The sequence below is a fragment of the Streptomyces sp. NPDC003691 genome (assembly GCF_053981115.1).
The window spans coordinates 83298-103396 of sequence record NZ_JBSFNQ010000011.1 but is presented as its reverse complement, the minus strand read 5'-3'; the positions used below and the strand labels follow the sequence as shown (position 1 = coordinate 103396).

Below are 20099 nucleotides of genomic sequence, written 5' to 3'. Positions count from 1 at the left end.
CCCCACCCCCCGCACCGCTGTACCCCTGTTGCCCTGCTCCCCTGACCTCAAGGACGGGACCGTCATGACCGAAATCCTCAGCCCCGCAGACCCCGGACACGACACCGGGCACGACGCGGAGCAGGCCACCGCGGCCGCCTCCGGGGCCGCCGCCACCGAACGGTTCCGGAGCCGGGACCGGGCGGACGGCCCGGGCGTCGACACCGCACGCGTGAACACCCTCGTCTCCGAACTCCTCACCGCCGCCCATGACATAGTCCGCCGCCATCAGGTGACGTACGCCGAGTACGACGCGCTGAAGACCTGGCTCATCCAGGTGGGCGAGGACGGCGAATGGCCGCTCTTCCTCGACGTCTGGCTGGAACACGTCGTCGAGGAGGTCGCCCACGAGGACCGGCAGGGCAGCAAGGGCACCATCGAAGGCCCCTACTACGTCCCCGGCTCCCCCGCGCTGCCCGCCGAGGCGGTGCTCCCGATGCGCGACGACGAGCGCGGCACCCCCCTCACGTTCCGGGGGCAGGTGACGGATGTCGACGGGAAGCCGCTGCCCGGAGCCTCCGTGGAGATCTGGCAGGCGGACGCCGACGGCTACTACTCGCAGTTCGCGCCGGGGCTGCCGGAGTGGAATCTGCGTGGCGCGGTCGCCGCCGACGACGAGGGCCGGTTCCGGATCGGCACGGTCGAGCCCGCGCCGTACCGGATCCCCACCGACGGCTCCTGCGGGCGGCTCATCGAGGCCGCGGGCTGGCACGCCTGGCGCCCCGCGCATCTGCATCTGAAGGTCTCCGCGCCGGGCCACCGGCTGATCACCACCCAGCTCTACTTCCGGGGCGGCGAGCACGTCGGCGACGACATCGCCTCCGCCGTCAAGCCCGAACTGGTGCTGGACCCGGTCCCGGCGGGCGACGGCGAAGGCCGCCTGGTGACCTACGACTTCGTGCTCGACGGGGAGTGACGGCGGTGCTGTTCGCGGTACGGATGGACGTTTCGATCCCGCCCGGTCTCGACCCGGAGGTCCGCGCCGGGCTGGTGGCCCGGGAGAAGGAGTACTGCCGGGAACTCCAGCGGTCCGGCGAGTGGGCACATATCTGGCGGTGCGCCGGCGAGTACGCCAACATCAGCGTCTTCGACGTCGCCGACAACGAGGCGCTGCACCAGATCCTGTGGAACCTGCCGCTCTTCCCCTATCTGAGCCTGCAGATCACCCCGCTGGCGCAGCACCCCTCCGATCTGGCGGCGGTCTGATGGACAAGACGGTGGCTTCGGCCGCGGAGGCGGTCGCGGACGTGCCGGACGGCGCGTCGCTGGCGGTGGGCGGCTTCGGCCTCAGCGGGGTTCCCCAGGTGCTGATCTCTGCCCTGTACGAGCGGGGCACCACCGGTGTGCACGTGGTTTCCAACAACTGCGGGGCGATGGACAGCGGGCTCGCGGTCCTGCTGGCGGCCGGGCGGATCGCCCGGGTCACCGGCTCGTACATCGGCGCGAACAAGGAGTTCGGCCGGCAGTACCTCGCCGGTGAGCTGGAGGTGGAGCTGATCCCGCAGGGCACGCTCGCGGAGCGGCTGCGGGCCGGCGGTACCGGAATCCCGGCCTTCTACACACCCGCCGGGGTCGGCACCCAGGTAGCGGAGGGCGGGCTGCCCTGGCGCTACGACGGATCGGGCGGTGTCGCCCTGGCGTCGCCGCCGAAGGAGACCCGCACCTTCGACGGTACGGAGTATGTCCTGGAGCGCGGTATCCGCACGGACTTCGCGCTGGTGCGCGCGGCGCGCGGGGACCGGCACGGCAATCTGGTCTTCGCCAAGTCGGCGCGGAACTTCAACCCGCTGGCGGCGATGGCGGGCCGGATCACGATCGCCGAGGTCGAGGAGCTGGTGGAGCCGGGCGTACTGGACCCGGACTCCGTGCATCTGCCCGGAGTCTTCGTCCGGCGGGTGGTGGCCCTGACCCCGGAGCAGGCGGCGGACAAACGGATCGAGCGGCGGACGGTGAGCGACTGATGGCCTGGACCCGGCCGGAGACGGCCGCACGGGCGGCGCGCGAACTGCGCGACGGCCAGTACGTGAACCTCGGGATCGGCCTGCCGACCCTGATCCCCAACCATCTGCCGGACGGGGTGGAGGTGATCCTCCAGAGCGAGAACGGAATCCTGGGCACCGGCCCCTACCCGGCCGAATCCGAGGTGGACCCGGATCTCGTCAACGCGGGCAAGGAGACCGTCACCGTACTGCCGGGGGCGTCGTTCTTCGACTCGTCGCTGTCGTTCGGGATGATCCGCGGCGGCCATGTCGACGTCGCCGTGCTGGGCGCGATGCAGGTCTCGGCCCGGGGCGACCTCGCCAACTGGGCAGTCCCGGGGCAGCTCGTCACCGGTATCGGCGGCGCGATGGACCTGGTCCACGGTGCCCGTACCGTCGTCGTGGTGATGACGCACACCGCCAAGGACGGCTCACCGAAGATCCTCGACGAGTGCACCCTGCCGCTGACCGGCCGGGCCTGCGTCGACCGGATCGTGACCGACCTCGGGGTGCTCGATGTCACCGGGGAGGGTCTGGTGCTGGTGGAGACGGCGCCGGGCGTGACGGTCGACGAGGTGGTGGAGCGGACGGGTGCGGCGCTGACGGTGGCCCCACGCGAGCGACGCACGGGCGGCCACCGGCCCGCGACCGACGACGAAACCCGCGACCCGGCACCGCCCGGGCGGAGAAGCGAGCAGCAGGAGGCGGCCCGATGAGGGACGTCTATGTCGTGGACGCGGTCCGCACCCCGGTCGGGAAGTACAACGGCGCCCTCGCCGCCGTACGCCCCGACGATCTGGCCGCACACACCCTGCGGGCGCTCCTCGACCGGACTCCCGGCCTGGACCCGGCCCGTGTCGACGACGTGGTCCTCGGGAACGCCAACGGCGCGGGCGAGGAGAACCGCAACGTCGCCCGGATGGCGGTGCTGCTCGCCGGGCTGCCGACGTCCGTGCCGGGGGTGACCGTGAACCGGCTGTGCGCGTCCGGTCTGGAGGCCGTGATCCAGGGCGCCCGCGCCATCGCCTGCGGGGATGCGTCCGTGGTGCTGGCGGGCGGGGTCGAGTCCATGACGCGGGCACCGTACGTGCTCCCCAAGAGCGACCGGCCGTTCCCGGCGGGCCACACCGAGCTGTACTCGACCACCCTCGGCTGGCGCATGGTCAATCCGGCCATGGACGCCCGGTGGACGGTGCCGCTCGGGGAGTCCGCGGAGCTGATCGCCGACCGGTACGGCATCGGCCGCGCCGAGCAGGACGCGTTCGCCCTGGAGAGCCATCGCAAGGCGGCCCGGGCCCGGGCGGCGGGGCTGTTCGACGCCGAGCTGGTGCCGGTCGCGGTGCCGGGCCGCCGGGGTGGCGGGCGCACCGTGGCCGTGACCGAGGACGAGTGCGTACGCCCGGACGCGTCCGCCGAGGCGCTGGCCGCGCTGCGGCCGGTGTTCCGGACCGGCGGCGACGGGACGGTCACCGCGGGGAACGCGTCGCCGCTGAACGACGGCGCGGCGGCGCTGCTCCTCACCGACGAGGAAGGGCTGCGGAGCACGGGCCGTGAGCCGCTCGCCCGGATCGCCGCGGCCGGGGTCTCCGGAATCGACCCGGACTACTTCGGTCTCGGCCCGGTCGAGGCCGTGAACCGGGCCCTTGCGAAGGCGGGCCGCGGCTTCGCCGACGTGGATGTCCTGGAGTTGAACGAGGCGTTCGCCGCGCAGGTCCTGGGCTGTCTCGCCGCCTGGCCGGAGGCCGATCCCGCGGTGCTCAACCCCTGGGGCGGTGCGGTGGCGCTGGGCCATCCGCTGGGCGCGTCCGGGGCCCGGCTGGCCGGGACCGTAGCCCATCAGCTGGCCCGCAGGGGCTCGGGGACCGGTGTCGCAACGCTGTGTGTGGGCGTCGGCCAGGGGCTGGCTCTCGTCCTGGAACGGTAGGCCGTGCCCCCGGCCCCGGATCCCCCGTCCGACCCGGTCGGCCCGACGCCGTACGGTCCCGGACCGGCCCGGGTCCCGGACCGTACGGCGTCCGGCAGCGCCCCCTTCCCCCTCCTCCGGCAAGTTCCGTGGGGGCCGCCCCGCCGTGGCGGCCCCCACGGAACCGGCCCCGACCTCCGCAGGAGCCCCGCCCGTGCTGCACCACCACCTCACCGGACCGGCCAGCGCCCCGCCGCTGGTCCTCGGTCCGTCCCTCGGCACCTCCACCGCGGTCTGGGCCCCCTGGGTGCCCGCCCTGAGCCACCGGTTCCGGGTGCTCCGGTTCGATCTGCCGGGGCACGGCGGCTCCCCGGCCGGGCTGCTGCCCTCCCCGGAACCGGGCCGTACGACGGTCGGCGACCTCGCCGCACTGGTGCTCGCCGTCGCCGACCACCACGGCTGGGAGCGGTTCCACTACGCCGGGATCTCCCTCGGCGGTGCCGTCGGTGCCCATCTCGCGGTCCACGAGCCGCGGCGGATCGCCTCCCTGGCGCTGGTCTGCTCGTCCGCGCGGTTCGGGCCGCCCGGGCCGTGGCGGGAGCGGGCCGCCCTGGTGCGGGCCGAGGGCACCGCTCCGCTGCTGGCGGTCAGTCCCGGCCGCTGGTTCGCGGACCCCGCCACGGCCCGTACCCCCGCCGGCCGGGAGCTGCTCGCCGATCTGGCGGCGGCGGACCCCGCGGGCTACGCGGCCTGCTGCGACGCCCTCGCCGCGTACGACCTCCGGTCCGCGCTGCACCGGATCACCGCCCCGGCGCTGGTGATCGGCGGCTCCCACGACACCGCGACCCCGCCCGGGCACGCCGAGGAGCTGGCGGCGGGCATCGACGGCAGCTCGCTGCGGATCCTCGGCTGCGGTCATCTGGCGGCCGAACGGCCCGAGGAGACCGGGGCGGCACTCCTGGCCCATCTGGAGGCACAGCGTCCGCCACGCCCGCCACACGGTCCGTACTCTCCGGAGTCGGCCGGGGCGAAGAGCGGAACCCGGGTTCCGCCGCCGTGAGAAACCGTTCTACCCTGCGCATACGGACGACAGGCACAACCGTTCGGAGGTCGCTGTGCCCGCAGGTGACACCACACTCCGCCCGGAGATAGCCCACTCCTGGTGGCGCTCCGAGCGGAGCGGGCTGACGCCCTCGGCGCCCAATCCGAGGGTGGAGCCCGATGCCGTGGACCGGCGGGGCAGGCTGCGGACGGCCGCCGGGCCGGTCCTCGCGGAGCTGGCCCGGCAGCTCGGGGACACCGACTTCTGTGTGGTGCTCGCCGACCGGGCGGCCCGGATCGCGGAGCTGTCCGGCGGCGGCCGCGGACTGCGCGACCGGCTGGAGTCGCTGGGAGTGGTGTCGGGCGGGGTCTTCCTGGAGGAGACGACCGGGACGAACTCGCTGGCCACCGCATACGAGCTGCGCCGCGGGGTCGCCGTCCACGGCGAGGAGCACTATCTGGAGCCGTTCAAACGGTTCAGCTGCTACGGCCATCCGATCACCCATCCGGTGACCCGCCGGCTCGTCGGGGTGCTGGACATCACCTGCCCCAGCGCGCACGACTCCCCCCTGCTGGCCCCGCTGGTGGCCCGCGCCGCCCGCGATGTGGAGGAGGGCCTGCTGCGGACCGCACGCGCCGCCGAGCGCCGGATGCTGGCGGCCTTCCGGTCCGCGGCCGCCCGGCGGCGACCGGTGCTGGTGCTCGGCGACGGCGTGGTGCTGGCCACTCCCGAGGCCGTGGAGCTGCTGGATCCGGTGGACCATCTGACGCTGCGCGAACTGGCCGCGGGCCGTCCCGACACCGCCGGGGCGGCGGCCGGGCACGCACTGCCCGCCGTAAGGCTCTCCTCGGGCCGTACGGTCGCCGTGCGATGGCGGCCGGTCGACGGATCCGACGGGGTCCTCTTCGACTTCACCGAGGTACCGGAGGCCGCTCCCCCCGCCCGGCGCACCGGCGGACCGGTGCGGACCGCGGTCCCGGTCCCCGCGACGGGGACCCCGGTGTACATCGGCGGCGCGCCCGGCACGGGGCGCACCACGGCGGCCCGGGCCCTGACCGGGACGGCAGGCACCGCCACCGGCACCGGCACCGGGGTGCGGACGCTGGATGCTTCGGAAGCGGTGGTACGGGGCGATGCCGCCTGGCTGGCCGAGCTGGAGCGGGCGGCCGCCGACGGCGCCGGGCTGCTGCTCGTCGAGGACGTGCATCTGCTCTCCGAGACCTGCGCGGTGCGGCTCCGCCGGGTGATGGCCCGGCGTCCCGGGCCGCGGACGGTGCTGACCGGCGCGCCGCTCGCCGATCTCACCGGAGCGCATGCGGTGCTCGCCGCCGACTGCCCGGTACAGATCGCCCTGCCCCGGCTGCGGGAGCGTACGGCGGAGCTGCCCGCGCTGGTGCGGACCATGACCGACGCGCTGGTGCCGGACGGGCGGCTGCACTTCACCCCGGCCGCGCTGGCCGCGCTGAGCGCCCATCCCTTCCCGGGTGACCTGCGGGAACTCCATGCGGTCGTCCGGGATGTCGCGGCCCGCCGCTCCGCGGGCGGCGTCACGGTCGGGGATCTGCCCGAGCGGTACCGGATCAGCCCCCGCCGCCCGGCGATGACCCCGCTGGAACGGGCCGAGCACGACGCGATCAGCGCGGCCCTGGCGGAGCACGGCGGCAACAAGCTCCGGGCCGCCCGGCAGCTGGGCATCAGCCGGACCACGCTCTACAGCCGGATGCGCGCGCTCCGGATCACCGTCTGACCGCTCCCCCTCCTGCCCCCCCTGCCCCGCGCGGCCGCGCCCGGCTTCGGCCCTCGCCCGGTCCGGCCCTGTCTCTGCCCACGCCCCCGCCTACCGCCGCCCTGCCTCTGTCCGCTCCGACCCGGCGCCGCAGCCCTGTCCCGCCCGGTCCCTGTCGCCGCCCGGCATCCGTCCCGTCCCCACCGGCCGTCGCACGGCCGCTGTCCGGCCTCGCCCGACCGCGCCCGGCCGGCTCCCGAACCACGCCGCACCCGGGCGTCCTGCCCCGGGGCACTGCGGTGCCGGGCCTTCGGGCGCCCGGCACCCACCGGGCCCGCTCTCCGAGCCCGGGCCGGGCCGGGAAGCCGCGGCCGGAGGGCGGAGCCGCCGCCCGGACCGGGGCCGGGGCCGGCCCCACCCCCTCGACCGGGCCGGAGGCCGCCCGGTGTCCAGGATCCGTACAGTCCGCGCCCTTCCCGCGGCCCTACGGTGCCGGAGAACCCCTGGCAAAGGAGCCGGGCCAGGCGCTCCCGTGCGCCGGCGTGCCCGTCCGGCTCCTCCAGGCATCACCACCGAGGAGTCCGCGATGAACCTGCGTTACGGCACCTTCTACATCGGCGGCGCTTGGGTCGGCCCCGCCACCGGCCGTACGATCACCCCCGTCGACGCCAGCACGGAGGAGCCGCTCGGCGAGGTACCGGACGGCACCGAGGCGGATATGGACCGCGCGGTCGCGGCCGCCCGTACCGCCTTCGACGCCCCCGCGGGCTGGGCTTCCTGGGAGCCCGCCCGGCGCGCCGCGGCGATGGAGAAGCTGGCCGACGCGATCGACCGGCGGGCCGACGAGTTCGTGGCCCGGGTCAGCGCCCAGAACGGCATGCCGGTGTCCGTCGCCCGCCAGCTGGAGACCGGCTATCCGAGCGCGATCCTCCGCTACTACGCGGGCCTGGCCCGCGAGCTGCCGACGGCGGACGTCCGGCCCGGACTCTTCGGCGGCTCCATCGAGGTCCGCCGCGAGCCCATCGGGGTCGTCGCGGCCATCGTCCCGTGGAACTTCCCCCAGGCCCTCGCCATGTTCAAGATCGCCCCGGCCCTTGCGACCGGCTGTACGCTCGTCGTGAAGCCGTCCCCGGAGACCGTTCTCGACGCCTATCTGCTGGCCGAGGCCGTCGAGGAGGCCGGGCTCCCCGCCGGTGTGATCAATATCGTCCCGGGCGGACGGGAGGCCGGAGCCCATCTGGTGGCGCACCCCGGCGTCGACAAGGTCGCCTTCACCGGCTCCACCCCCGCGGGCCGCGCCATCGCGGAGACCTGCGGGCGGCTGCTGCGCCCGGTCACCCTGGAACTGGGCGGCAAGTCGGCGGCGATCGTCCTCGACGACGCCGACCTGAACCTGGCGGAGATCGGCGAGGGGCTGTTCGGCGCCACCCTGCTCAACAACGGCCAGACCTGCTTCCTCGGCACCCGGGTCCTCGCCCCGCGGCACCGCTATGCCGAGGTCGTCGACGCCTTCACCGCGTTCGCCGGCTCCCTCACCGTGGGCCCGGCGAGCGACCCGGCGACGCAGATCGGCCCGATGGCCACCGAACGGCAGCGCGAGCGGGTCGAGTCGTACATCGCCAAGGGGATCGGCGAGGGCGCCCGGCTGACGACGGGCGGCGGCCGCCCGGAGGGACTGGAACGCGGCTGGTTCGTCCGGCCCACGGTCTTCGCCGATGTCGACAACTCGTCCGTCATCGCCCAGGAGGAGATCTTCGGCCCGGTGCTCTCGGTCATCGCGTACGAGGACGAGGACGACGCGGTCCGGCTCGCCAACGACTCCGACTTCGGGCTCGGCGGCACCGTGTGGACGGCGGACCCGGAGCGCGGGGCGGCCCTGGCCCGCCGGGTCCGTACCGGAACCATCGGGGTGAACCGCTACATCCCCGACCCGGCGGCCCCGTTCGGCGGTATCAAGGCCAGCGGCCTCGGCCGGGAGCTGGGCCCCGAGGGTCTGGCGGCTTACCAGCAGATCCAGACGATCTACCGCTAGTACTCCCGCGGTGGGTCGTCATCGCGACCACGGTGTCCGGGCCGGGTCCGGCCGCCTGACAGCGGCCGGGCCGGCCGGTCCACAAGGGCCCGGCCCTGCCCGCGCCGATCGCACCGGTGCGATCGGGATCCACCGCCGGAGCCTCAGTCCAGAAAGATCCCGGCGAGGCGGGGCAGCCGGCGGCGCAGCTCGTCGTCGTCGGCGACGTCCCACCGGGTTCCGGCCGGCTCGGTCACCACGCTGAGCGGGCCGGCTTCCGGGGAAGCCGCCAGCGCCTCGTCGAGCCCGTCCGGTTCACCGGTGAGACGCTGGTAGGCCCGGTGGGCCACCCGGCTGAAGTCCTCGTTCCCGATGAGCACGTCCCCGCCGTCCCGCACCGCCGGATGGCCGGCGAGCGAGTCCGGATCCGCGAGCGCGCGCTCGTACCAGTGCCGGCCGAGCGAGACGAGGCCGTCGCGGAAGTCCATGAAGCCGTCGTCGGACCACCAGCCTTCGATGAGGAACGCCGCCGCCCACAGGTCGTACCGGTAGGCATGGTCGCGCAACTGCCACTGGCGCAGGGAGAACCCGACGATCTCGGCGGGCGTGCGGCTCATCAGCCGTTCCTCGCACGCGCGCTCCATCGCCTCGCGCCGGTCGTCGAAGTCCGGTTCCAGCGCGTCGGCCTCGGCGCACGCCTCGTCTATCAGGGCCCAGAACTCCTCGGCATCCATCACGGCCCGAGTATGGCAGGCACCGGGAAACGCCACTCCCGCGGCCGGCGCCGGACCGGCGCACCGGCAGGCGGGGCCGGGACCTCGGCCACGGGAGCGGCCACGGACGGTCAGCCGGTGTCCGCCGCCGTACCGCCGCCGTCCTGCCACGACCCCGCCAGGACCTCCGTGGTGAAGCCGGGACCGAAAGCGACGATCAGCCCGCGGGAGCCGTGCTCGGGGGAAGCCTTCTCGTGGTGTCTCCGGAGGACGTCGAAGACGGAGACGCTGGAGGTGTTGCCCAGTTCGGCCATGCTCTCCCGGCTGTGCTCCAGGGTGCCTGGGCGCAGCCCGAGGCCCTGTTCGACACCGTCCATGATGACCGGGCCCCCGGTGTGCGAGACACAGAAGCGCAGATCGTCCGGGTGCCAGCCGAGTTCGGTGAGGAAGGCGGCGATCTCGGGGATCACCCGCGGCACCGTGGAGCGCACCCGGGGATCGGTCCGGAAGTGGAAGCCGTGCTCGGTGGTGCTGCCCGCGATCACCGACTGGGAGCCGGGGAGCAGATGCTGCCGTACGCCCTGGATCCGGAAACCGGTGCTCCGGGGGGTCGCGCGGCGCAGTACGGCGGCGGCCGCGCCGTCGCCGAAGACGCCGTTGGAGATGAAGTCGCTCAGCGAGTGCTGGTCGGGCTGGAAGGAGAGGGAGCTGAGTTCGGCGGCGACGACGAGGACGGTCGCGTCCGGGTACCCCTGGAGGTAGTGGAACGCCTCCGCGAGCGCGGAGGCTCCGGCGGCGCAGCCCAACTGCTGGATGGGGGTGCGCCGTACGGTCGGGCGGAGGCCGATCTCCTGGGCTATGTACGCGTCGGGGCCCGGCAGCGCATAGCCGGTGCAAGAGACGAAGACGAAGGCGTCCACGTCGGCGGCCGCGGCTCCGGCGGATTCCAGGGCCCGTTCGGCGGCGGCCGCGCCGAGCCGGACGACCTCCGCCCGGTAGTGGGCGTTGCGCCGTCCGAAGGGGCGGGGCGACAGCATGGCCGGGAGGCCGGCCACCAGACTGCGGGTCCGTACGGTCGTGCTGCGCATCAGGTCGAGGCCGCGCTCCACATGGGGTATCCGGGCGAAGTGGTCGCCGAGGGCGCTGATGATCTCCTCCTGGGTCACCACGTGATCGGGGAGGACGACGGCGGGGCGGTGGACCGCGACCGGGGTCCGGGGTTCGCGCGCGGGTGGGTTCGTCACCGGTGCTTCCTTCGCTGTGGGGGGAGTGCGCGGATCCCGTGGAGTGGGGGTGGGCTCCGCGCGTGAGGGAAGCATGCGGCGTCCGAAATTCGCCCGGCAAGATCGTCTTTCGGACACCGCGGCCGGTCCGCCCGGGGTCCGGGGATCCGCGCGGCGCGTCCCGGACCGGCACCGTCAGGGCAGCGGGGCTCCGTCCGCGGACCGTCCGGTGATCGCGGCGAGGGCCGCGCGGAGGGCGGACCCGTCGGGCGGCCCGGTGCGCCAGCGGGCGCCGATATGGCCGTCGGGCCGGACGAGCAGCGCGCCCCGCGGGCCGGTGCCGGGGAGCGCGCCCGCGCCGCCGGGCAGGGGTTCGACGTGCAGCGGCCAGGGGGCCACGGGGTACGGCGTCCGGGGCTCGGGGGTGAGGAGGGTGAACCATTCGCCGAAGGTGTCGAGTACGGAGCGGCCGTCGCCGAGCGGGACATGCGGCATCCGGTGGCCGGGGTCCGTACGGGGGACGTAGTCCGTACCGTCGCCGAACGGTACGGCCTCCCCGGCCTCCCCAGACTCCCCTGCCTCCCCGGCGGTGCCGGTGCCGTCGCCGAGGACGGCCGTGGAGCGGTAGGCGGTCCCGAGCACCAGCCCCAGCTGTGCGAAGTACCGTTCCGACCAGGGCAGTTCCAGCGGGCCCGGATCGCCTCCGGCAGCCGCTCCGGCAGTGGCTCCGGCCGCGGCCCGCTGCTCCTGGCGCGCGCTCTGGACGCGCAGCAGCAGCCGGGTGTTGGCCACCGCCTGGTCGAGTGTGCGCAGGGCGACGGGCCGCCGCTCGGTGCCGTAGCTGTCCACCAGTGCGGGTCCGGCCCAGCCCCGGAGCACGCCCGCCAGTTTCCAGCAGAGGTTGTGGGCGTCGGCGAGGCCCGCGTTCATGCCCAGGCCGCCGACGATGGGCAGCGCGTGCGCGGCGTCGCCCGCCAGCAGCACCCGGCCCAGGCCGAAGCGTTCGGCGACGAACGCGTTCATCTCCCAGTGCTGTACACGGACCACCTTCACGGCGCCGGCGCCCGGCCCGCTGCCACCGAGGGCATCCGCGACCAGGCCGGGCCAGTCGGCGCCCGCCGCGGCGTCCGGCGTCGGGACGAACCAGACCCACCCCCCTTCCGGATGGACCGGGGCGAACATGCCGTGCGCGGTGAAGTACACCCCGGCGGGCCGGCCGTCGCACCAGGGGCCGAGGTCGGCGTCGAAGACGACGCTGGTGAACGGGCCCAGGGACCCGGGTCCCCCGGTGTCGATGCCGAGCCGTCGCCGTACCGCCGAGTGTGCGCCGTCCGCCGCGACGACATGGCGGACGGCGACCCGGGTTTCGGCGCCGCTCCGGCGGTCGGTGAGACGGGCGACGATTCCGCCGGGCTCCTCGCCGGGACCGTCGAGTCCGGTGAGGCCGCTGAGTTCCGCGCGTTCGGCGAGCCCGGTGAGTTCGGTGAGCTCGGTGCCGAACCGTACGGGCCCGTCCGCCGCCCCCAGCAGCACGGGCTCCAGCCGGTCCTGCGAGGTGACGATGCCGACGGCCGGGCTCTCGGGCACCGGCCCGTCGATGCCCACCATCGCCGCGGTGGCGAAGTCCGGCTCCCGCAGGGTGTCGCGGAAGCGGATGCGGCCGTACGCGGGCGGGAAGGCGGCCGCCGTGAGGGCACCGTCGACGCCGAGCAGCCGGAAGATCTCCATGGACCGCACATTGACCAGCCGGGCCCTGGGGAAGGGCGAGAGCGTACGGTGCTTCTCCACCAGCAGGGTCCGGACGCCCCACCTCTCCAGCAGCGCACGGACGGTGAGGCCGACGGGTCCGGCGCCGACGACGAGCACCTCCGTACCGTCGGTGGTGGCTTCGTCCCGTGCTCCGGGCATGACCACTCCTCTCTCCCCGTCCCTCGCTCCCCCGCTCCCCCGGGTCCGGCGCTGCGGGCTCGGACGCTCAGTCGCCCCCGTGCCCCTGGAGGAGGTCCAGCAGGGCCCGGGAGACCCGCAGGCCCAGCCGCCGGTCGTAGCCGTCGTAGCCGGGCATCGGGTTCGCCTCCAGCACGGTGTAGCGGCCGTCGTCGCCGGCCATGAAGTCGAATCCGATGAAATCCAGACCGCTCATCGCCCGGTACGCCAGGCACTTCGCGACGATGTCCGGCGGCACCCGGACCGGAGCGAACGACTTGGTGCCCCGGCAGTACTGGTAGTTCACCCCCTCGCTGCGGATGCGCTCCGAGAAGTGCTCGGTGCCCACGAGATGGGTGCGGACATCGGCGCCCGCCATCCGCTCCTGGAACAGGACCGGGCTGTGCGGCAGCAGCCTCAGCTCCGCCTCCAGCGCCGGATCGTAGGCCGACGCGATGGTCTTCTCGCCGCTGGCGCCCTTGAAGACGGCGTCCGGCACCGCGTCCAGGAAGGCCCGGGCCTCCTTCTCGTCGTTGGTGAGCAGCGACCGGGGCACGGTGAAGCCGCAGCGGCCGAGGAGGTTCAGGTGGTACGCCTTCGCCCAGTTGCTCAGATCGCCGCCGGGGCGGTTGACGACCGTGGTGGGAACACCGGCCAGGACCTCCGTCAGGGCCCGCAGCCGGGCCGCGGCCGCGGGGCGCTCCGCCGCGGCGAACCGGTCGACGACATCGACGAGCCGGACGTAGATCCCGGTGACCGCGGGGCCGGGCAGATCCACGGCCGTCCCGCCGTCGGACAGCCGGCCGCACCGGCTGCCGGAGTCCCAGTGGTAGGTCCCGCCGTGCAGGAACCGTACGAGGTCGAAGTAGTGGTGGGGCACGCCCGTGAGCCGTGCGGCGCGCACCGTGTGGACCGTGGTGCGGTCGTGGGGCGACCCGATGACGAGGACGCTCATCGCACCGCCTCCCCGTCGGCCGGGAACGGGCGGCACAGCTCCGCGTGGAGCGCCTCGTGCACTTCTTCGGCGCGGGCGCGGTACCAGGCGTACGGGGGGTCGGTGAGGATCCGGCTGACGGCGAGCCGCCGCTCCCGGACGACGAGGGCGGCCGCAGCGAACCGGATCCCGTAGCGGCGCAGGGTGTCCGCGAGGCCGTCCAGGAAGGTGCGGTGGGGCTCGGCCCCGAGGTCGGTGCCGGTCTCGTCGAGGACGGTGAACGACCGCCGGCCCACGTACAGCACGATCGCGTACCGGCTGGACGGCGCGAAGACCGCCCGCAGGTGCGCGGAGCCCGGTTCGGTACCGGAGCGGAGCGGCGGCCCGGGGTCCGTGAGGATCCGGCGTTCGCGGGTGAGGAGGTCCTCGACATGCAGTTCGGGCGTGCCGTCGGCGGCCCACCGGCCGAGCAGCGCCGCCGGGTCGGTGGTCCAGTACTCCGGCAGCAGTGCCGCGGGGTCCAGGGCCGCGCGGAGGACGGGGTCGTACTGCCAGGCCTGCGGGCCGGGCCGGTTGACGACCCCGGGCAGCAGGGCGCAGAGGGTCCAGAGCGCGGCGTGGTACTCCTTGGCGGCGAACCGGGCGTCCCCGTTGGAGGCGAACCGGGCGTCCCCGCCGGGGCCGTCCGGGGGGCCGCTCTCCGCGGCGCCGGCCTGCGCGTAGGTCCAGGGGTCGCGGACGAAGACCGCGACCTCGTCGCCGGGCAGGGTGCCGTGTCCGGGGATGTGCAGCCGGACGGTGCTCCGGCCGCGGTCGTCGAGTCCGACACCGAAGCCGAGGCGGGCGGGATCGCCGACGACGGCGTGCGGTACGGCACGGCGCCGCAGATGCGCGGCGAACCCCGCGAGCCCCGGCTCCTCCGGTTCGGCCCCCAGCAGGAGGATCACCTCGCGCTCACCGGGGCGGCCCTAAATGATGGGCCGCATGAAGTCCCGCACGGCCTCGACGTCGCCGTGCCGGAACCGGATCAACTGGTCGCAGGCCTCCTTGCCGGTGTCGCAGGTCTCCTTGCCGGTGCCGCCGTCGGTGGCCTCCTTGCCCGTACCGCCGTCGCTGGCCTCCTTGCCGGTGCCTTCGAGGAAGCGCCGGGCCACACCGTCCTCCTTGCCCTCCAGGCTCTCGCCGCGTGCCACCGCGCTGCTGATGGCGTCCTCGATGCCGATCGGCTCGATGTCGTAGGCGTCGGCCAGATCGGGCCGCAGCTCCGGTTTGATGAAGATCATGGGAGTGGACATCAGTGCGCCCCCTCCCGCGCGGCCAGCAGCTCCTCGACCCTGACGCCGTTGATGGTCACGCCCGTGAGGTCGCAGTCCTCGAAGGCGACGTCACGCAGCGAACAGCCCACCAGACGGCTGCCGTCGAGCAGCAGTCCGGCGAAGGTCGACCGTGGCGCATTGACCCAGAGGAACTGGGAGTCGTCCATCAGTGACTCGGCGAACACGGAGCCCGAGAACGCGGACTTGTACCACGTGGACTGCCGGACATCGGCGTCGGAGACGTACATGTTCGGTCGCAGGGCGTCGCCGTACTCCCTTTCTGCGGGGTTCATCTCGCCCTCCTTGCCAGGAACTTTGCATTTTCATCGTCACATAGGATGACAAAAGCGGCCAGTTGGTGTACGGCCGCCCCGGCCGGTGGACCGGGCGGCCGACATGAGCCGTACGGCCCGCCGACAAGACGGACCACCGGAGGAACCCGTTGCGGCACGCCATCCCCGGCGGCGCGGACGCGCCCGCCCCTGCCTTAACCACCGGAACGACCGCCCCGGCAGGTGAGGCCCTGCCCCCGCCGGGCCTCGCGGACGGCCCGGTCTATCTCGACCACAACGCCACCACACCGGTGGACCCCCGGGTCGCGGCGGCGATGCTGCCGTATCTCACCGGTCATTTCGGCAACCCCTCCAGCGGGCATCCGTACGCGGAGGAGCCGCGCCGGGCCCTCGACGCGGCCCGGGCCGCGGTCGCCGGGCTGATCGGGGCCCGCCCCGGCGAGGTGGTGTTCACGGGGTCGGGTTCGGAGGCCGATCTGCTGGCCCTGCGGGGCGCCGTCCTGGCCGCGGGCCGCCCGCGGCCGCATATCGTCACCCAGGCCACGGAGCATCCCGCCGTACTGGAGTCCTGCCGGGCGCTGGAGCGGCTGCACGGCGCCCGGGTGACGGTACTGCCGGTCGACGGCCGCGGTCTGGTCGACCCGGCCGTGCTGGCCGCGGCGCTCACCGACGACACCGTGCTGGTCTCCGTGATGGCGGCGAACAACGAGACCGGCGCGCTCCAGCCGGTCGCCGCACTGGCCTCGGCCGCGCACGCGCGCGGTGCGCTCTTCCACTGCGACGCGGCCCAGGCCGTGGGGCGGATACCGGTCGACGTCCGGGCGCTGGGGGTGGACCTGCTCACCGTCGTGGGGCACAAGATGTACGCCCCGAAGGGCTCCGCCGCGCTGTACGTACGCGAGGGGGTCCCGCTGGAACCCGTGGTGTACGGCGGCGCCCAGGAGCGCGGGCTGCGGGCCGGGACGGAGAACGTTGCCCTGGCCGTGGCCCTCGGCACCGCCGCCCGGGTGGCGGCCGCCGAACTGGCCGCGGGCGCCCCGGCCCGGACCGCGGCCCTCCGCGACCGGCTGCACCACGGGCTGGCGGCGGCGCTGCCGGGCCGGATCCGGCTCAACGGGCCGGAGCGGGAGCGGCTGCCGAACACCCTGAACATCAGTGTGGCGGGGGCGCTCGGGCACGAACTCCTCGCCGCGGCGGGCCGGATCGCCGCCTCGACCGGATCGGCCTGCCACAGCGGCACCCGTACGCCCTCCCCCGTACTCACCGCCATGGGGCTCGGCCCCGCGCGGGCCCTCGGGGCGCTGCGGCTGTCGCTGGGCCGCTGGACCACGGCCGGGGACGTCGATACGGCCGTGACGGCCCTGGCCGGGGCCGCGGCCCCGCCGCACGGCGGGACGGCAGCCGCGGCCGGGGGCTGACCGGCCGCGGGGCGGGCGGGGCCGGGCCGACGAACCCGGTCCCGACCGGTGGCCGGGGCGGGGCGGGTGGCCGGGGCGCGAGTGCCCCCGGTCCCCGTTCCCGCCCCGGCACCGCCCCGGCCCGTCCCGGCCCCGCCGCTCAGCGCGAGAGATTCGCGGGTGTGTCGCAGGCCGCCTCGCGGTGGCTCCGCTCCGCCGCCACCAGCGCCAGGTCCCGGAGCGCGTCCCGGGCCGCCGCGGTGGACTGCCGGGCGCCCGCGGGCAGCCGTACGGTCACACTGAGACTCCGCGCTCCCTCGGGGGACTGGCCCGCCGGGGCGCACGGTACGAGAACCGCCGCCGCGCGGCCGGATGCCCGGCCGGTGTCGCCCGGTCCGAAGGGACGGGTCTCCCCGTCCGGGAAGTCGCGGCCCCGGACCGAGGAGAACCAGCTCGCCACCGGCTCGGCGGCCAGCAGCTCCGACTCGGTGACGAAGAGGAGCTTCTTCTCCCCGTCGCGGATCCGGCAGGCGGAGGCGTAGCCGTCGGAATCCGCCGCCCGGCGCTCGGCGGTCTCGGCGTCGACCCGGTACGAACCGGCCTTCGGCAGCACCGTGTTCAGCGCCTTCGCCGCCTGCCCGGCGGGCCCGAGCTGCGGGCAGAGCTGTCCGGCGGTCAGTTCGGCGTCCTCGCCGAACGGGGGCCCGCCCGCGGCGTAGTAGACGACGCCCCCCGCGACCAGGACGGCCGCGGTCGCTCCGGCGATCACAAGGCTCTTGCGCATGCTCGTCACTTCTCCGAGTCCAGGGTCCGGGGGATGGCCTCGCCGTCGATGTGGTTCTTCACATTCGTCGTCGCGTGGTCGAAGCCCCGCTCGGCGGCGGAGGCGATGGTCCGCTCCAGGGCGGGGTTGGGGGCCTTCGCCGCCTCGCCCGCGGCGGCGGCCTCGCGCTCCAGCAGCCGGTAGGTGTCGTCGTGGGTGGAGTCCCACTTCGTCCCGTTCCGGTAGAGGACGTCGTCCGTGCTGTCCTTCTTCATACCGTCGGTGATGGAGCCGATCGCCGCCTCGGCGAAGGTACCGGCGAGTTCACCCGCGACGATGGCGCCGGGTCCGGCCGTCGGCGCCACCAGCAGACCGATGCCGGTACCGGCGAGGGCGCCGCCCCAGGTGCCGGCCGCGTCCAGGGCGCCGTTGTACTTCGCGTCGTGCGCGGCGCCCTGCACCTCGGCCTCGTAGGCCCGGCCGCCGCCCAGGATGCCCTGCACCTCGCCCATCGCCTCCGCGGCCCGCATCGACGCCGTGACGCCCTTGTCGTCCTTGATGAACGCGTCCGGGTTGGCGGCATGATACTCGAGGAGGTTCGAGGTGTAGTTGTGCTGGCCCAGGGTGACCGCGGCATACCCCTCGGGGTTGCGGCCCAGGGTGTAGAGGAAGCGGGTCGCGTCGCCCTGGTCGATGTCGGCGGTCGCGCCGGGCGCGATGAACACATCCGCCTCGCCCTTCTCACCGGCGCTGAAGGCACGGTTGATGTCGGGCATGTACTCGGCGGTCATCTGGCCGAAGCTGTCCGACATATAGCCGTTCTTGAGGAGCCGGTCGGGGTTGTCCGACACGGATTCCACGATGTTCTTGTAGAGCGACGCCTGCTCCGGGGAGTGGGCCACGGTCTCCGAGGTCGGCAGCTCGCCCGCCGGGTGCCCGGTCGTCGCCGCCTCCAGGGCGGCCGCGAGGTAGTTCTTGCCCGAGATGCTCTGCTCGCCCTCGGAGTCCTCCTCGCGCATCCAGGCCCGCTCCTCGAAGAGGTACTGGAAGTTGCTGAGGTCGACATGGCCCTTCTTGCCGTTGTCGTCGGTGTCGCGCTTGAAGGGGTTGCCCTCGGCGTCCTTGTCGATGAACTCGGCGTTGAAGAACGCCGTCGCCGCGTCCGGGCTGTTGGAGAGGGCCTTCATATAGCCGGTCATCGGGTCGAAACCGAAGTCCGTGCCGGAGGAGTTCAGATGCGGCCAGAGACCGCCGCCGTGGTAGCCCCAGATCTGCTCGGGACGCTGGCCGTTGCGGATGCCCTCCTGCTCCCGGGCCATCATCCCGGTGCCGTAGCTGTTCAGGAAGGAGTCGTCGTAGTCGCCGTGGCGCATCAGGTTGGACATCACCACATAGCCGGAGAGCCCGTTGAGGGCGCCGACGGGCCTGTCGGCCGCCTGGAGCATGTCCGACTTCCAGAGCGACATCTCCGGGGAGCCGCTCTGGGTGGCGTTCGCCAGGGTCAGGCTGAGGTTCTTCTGCAGCTCCGCGTACTGGTCGAGCCGTTTGCCGTCGGCCGGGTAGTCCCGGGCGTTCGGATCGTTGAGCTTCGCCCAGAAGTCGAGCGTGCCCTGCGCGCCGAGCTGCTGCGCGAAGGTGGTGGCGAACAGGTCGTCCTTGTTGTACTCGGCGAGCCCGGCATTGAGCCGGTCGAACTCCTCGGCGGTGAGCTTGCCCGGGTCCTTCTTCGCGAGGGCGGCCAGCTCCTCGGCCTTCTTCACCGCGTTGGCGGCCTGGTCGCGGTCCCGGTAGGCGGCGTCCCCGAAGCCCTTGTCGGCCTGGGCGACCAGGGCCCGCAGCACCCGGGAGGCAGTGCTGTCGCTCTCGGTGGCCTTGGCGAGGATGCCCTTGATCCGGTCGCTGACGCCGTCGACGTCGCCCTGCTTCACATCCTTCCCCGCGTCGCCGTCGGCGGCCCGGACCACGTAACCGGAGCCGTCGGGGCGTACCGACATACCGCGGTTCCGCGCGGCGGTTATCGCCTCGTCCAGCTCGCCCTTGAAGCCCCGCAGCTCACCGGCGGTGTCCTTGAGGATGTTCCGGATGGACTCGGCCTGGGTGTGGGCGTCCGCGAACTCGCCCACGGTCTTGCCGATGAACTTCCGGGAGACGTCCGAGTTCACCCCGCGCCAGTCGGCACCGTACGCGGTGGCCTTGAGCCCCTCGTTGGCGGCCGTGTCCAGGTTCTTGAGGTTTTTGACGAGGGTGTCCCAGTCGGTCACCGCGGCGTCGAGTTTGCCGAAATTGGCGTGGAGAAGAGTATCGAAGTCCACTTACTTGTCGTCCTTCTTCTTCTCGTCGCCGTACGCCTCGTTGCGCTTTCCGGGCGGGCCGACCCGCTCGTCGAATCCGGATTCGAGCGCGGCGATGCTGCTCATCTCGCGCTGGATGAAGACCTCGTCGCCCGCGTGGGCGTTCTGGGTGAAGTCCATATGGTTGGAGATATGGGCGCAGGCGTCCATGAGGTCCGAGAGGGAGGACATCCAGGCGACGCTGACCTGGCTGAGCGCGCCGCCCAGGTCGAAGCCCTGGGAGGACAGATCGGAGCCTGCGGAGTCGGTGGCCTTCTCGGCCACCCGCCCCTCGTTCCACAGACGGTTGTAGAGCCCGTAGGCCTGGTCGCCGACCTTGGCCAGATGCTGCTGGTCCACCTTGAGGTCGCCCTGGCTGTTCGTGGACAGCGTCTTGCCGTCACCGGGCTCGTCGGGCACCCGGTTCAACTGCATCTGGGTCGACTGCCGCTCGACGGCAGCCGTTTTCAACTGCTCCCACTCGTCCCACGCCATGGCGGGATC

The 20099-nt window shown here is 73.8% G+C and carries 19 protein-coding genes; 9 read left to right on the top strand and 10 right to left on the bottom strand.

Translation table 11 applies throughout. The annotated features are described in order from the left end of the window. Positions 1-64: 64 nt before the first annotated feature. The 8 genes from catA (at position 65) to ACWDR0_RS08170 (ending at position 8721) form a co-directional block, all read left to right on the top strand. Positions 65-955 carry a catechol 1,2-dioxygenase gene (gene catA / locus ACWDR0_RS08205; protein WP_456350838.1) on the top strand — a complete coding sequence of 297 codons (891 nt, stop codon included), beginning with the start codon at positions 65-67 and terminating at the stop codon, positions 953-955. Between the two features lie 5 nt (positions 956-960). Then, complete coding sequence (locus ACWDR0_RS08200) at positions 961-1245, top strand: muconolactone Delta-isomerase (RefSeq protein ID WP_456350837.1); 285 nt, start codon at positions 961-963, stop codon at positions 1243-1245. Beyond that, positions 1245-2000 (top strand): CoA transferase subunit A, encoded by a 756-nt coding sequence (locus tag ACWDR0_RS08195; RefSeq protein WP_456350836.1) that lies wholly within the window; start codon positions 1245-1247, stop codon positions 1998-2000. Before ACWDR0_RS08200 ends, ACWDR0_RS08195 begins: the two co-directional genes overlap by 1 nt. Next, a complete protein-coding gene (locus ACWDR0_RS08190) occupies positions 2000-2734 on the top strand; it encodes a CoA transferase subunit B (RefSeq protein WP_456350835.1) in 735 nt (244 codons plus the stop codon). The genes ACWDR0_RS08195 and ACWDR0_RS08190 overlap by 1 nt, the downstream gene beginning before the upstream one ends. Continuing rightward, positions 2731-3942: a thiolase family protein gene (locus tag ACWDR0_RS08185; protein WP_456350834.1), complete on the top strand. Its 1212-nt coding sequence runs from the start codon at positions 2731-2733 to the stop codon at positions 3940-3942. Before ACWDR0_RS08190 ends, ACWDR0_RS08185 begins: the two co-directional genes overlap by 4 nt. 193 nt (positions 3943-4135) lie before the next feature. After that, positions 4136-4981 (top strand): alpha/beta fold hydrolase, encoded by an 846-nt coding sequence (locus tag ACWDR0_RS08180; protein WP_456350833.1) that lies wholly within the window; start codon positions 4136-4138, stop codon positions 4979-4981. Between the two features lie 55 nt (positions 4982-5036). Next, positions 5037-6710, top strand: coding sequence for a sigma-54-dependent Fis family transcriptional regulator (locus ACWDR0_RS08175; protein ID WP_456350832.1), 1674 nt, complete (start codon positions 5037-5039; stop codon positions 6708-6710). A gap of 565 nt (positions 6711-7275) precedes the next feature. Next, positions 7276-8721 carry an aldehyde dehydrogenase gene (locus ACWDR0_RS08170; RefSeq protein ID WP_456350831.1) on the top strand — a complete coding sequence of 482 codons (1446 nt, stop codon included), beginning with the start codon at positions 7276-7278 and terminating at the stop codon, positions 8719-8721. Positions 8722-8864: 143 nt separating this feature from the next. On the opposite strand, the gene ACWDR0_RS08165 is transcribed toward ACWDR0_RS08170, so the two are convergent. From ACWDR0_RS08165 to ACWDR0_RS08135, 7 genes are all read right to left on the bottom strand, one after another. Further along, positions 8865-9434, bottom strand: coding sequence for a DUF4240 domain-containing protein (locus ACWDR0_RS08165; RefSeq protein WP_456350860.1), 570 nt, complete (start codon positions 9432-9434; stop codon positions 8865-8867). A 110-nt stretch (positions 9435-9544) separates the two neighbouring features. Next, complete coding sequence (locus ACWDR0_RS08160) at positions 9545-10657, bottom strand: type III polyketide synthase (protein ID WP_456350830.1); 1113 nt, start codon at positions 10655-10657, stop codon at positions 9545-9547. A 174-nt stretch (positions 10658-10831) separates the two neighbouring features. Further along, entirely contained in the window at positions 10832-12544 is a 1713-nt protein-coding gene (locus tag ACWDR0_RS08155; RefSeq protein ID WP_456350829.1) for an FAD-dependent monooxygenase, read from the bottom strand. Positions 12545-12611: 67 nt separating this feature from the next. Continuing rightward, positions 12612-13517: an ATP-grasp domain-containing protein gene (locus ACWDR0_RS08150; RefSeq protein ID WP_456350828.1), complete on the bottom strand. Its 906-nt coding sequence runs from the start codon at positions 13515-13517 to the stop codon at positions 12612-12614. Continuing rightward, positions 13514-14443 carry a hypothetical protein gene (locus tag ACWDR0_RS08145; protein WP_456350827.1) on the bottom strand — a complete coding sequence of 310 codons (930 nt, stop codon included), beginning with the start codon at positions 14441-14443 and terminating at the stop codon, positions 13514-13516. The genes ACWDR0_RS08150 and ACWDR0_RS08145 overlap by 4 nt, the downstream gene beginning before the upstream one ends. A gap of 21 nt (positions 14444-14464) precedes the next feature. Then, a complete protein-coding gene (locus ACWDR0_RS08140) occupies positions 14465-14791 on the bottom strand; it encodes a hypothetical protein (RefSeq protein ID WP_456350826.1) in 327 nt (108 codons plus the stop codon). Beyond that, on the bottom strand, positions 14791-15105 hold the full coding sequence (locus tag ACWDR0_RS08135; RefSeq protein WP_456350825.1) for a pentapeptide repeat-containing protein: 315 nt from the start codon (positions 15103-15105) through the stop codon (positions 14791-14793). Before ACWDR0_RS08135 ends, ACWDR0_RS08140 begins: the two co-directional genes overlap by 1 nt. 149 nt (positions 15106-15254) lie before the next feature. Here ACWDR0_RS08135 and ACWDR0_RS08130 point away from each other — a divergent pair, with 149 nt between their 5' ends. Continuing rightward, the gene (locus ACWDR0_RS08130; RefSeq protein ID WP_456350824.1) at positions 15255-16523 is read left to right on the top strand and encodes a cysteine desulfurase family protein; all 1269 of its coding nucleotides are present in this window, start codon (positions 15255-15257) and stop codon (positions 16521-16523) included. Positions 16524-16662: 139 nt separating this feature from the next. On the opposite strand, the gene ACWDR0_RS08125 is transcribed toward ACWDR0_RS08130, so the two are convergent. The 3 genes from ACWDR0_RS08125 to ACWDR0_RS08115 are packed head-to-tail and all read right to left on the bottom strand — an operon-like array spanning position 16663 to position 20090. Beyond that, positions 16663-17286, bottom strand: coding sequence for a hypothetical protein (locus ACWDR0_RS08125; protein ID WP_456350823.1), 624 nt, complete (start codon positions 17284-17286; stop codon positions 16663-16665). A 5-nt stretch (positions 17287-17291) separates the two neighbouring features. Further along, entirely contained in the window at positions 17292-19577 is a 2286-nt protein-coding gene (locus ACWDR0_RS08120; protein ID WP_456350822.1) for a hypothetical protein, read from the bottom strand. Continuing rightward, positions 19578-20090: a hypothetical protein gene (locus tag ACWDR0_RS08115; protein ID WP_456350821.1), complete on the bottom strand. Its 513-nt coding sequence runs from the start codon at positions 20088-20090 to the stop codon at positions 19578-19580. Positions 20091-20099: the final 9 nt, after the last annotated feature.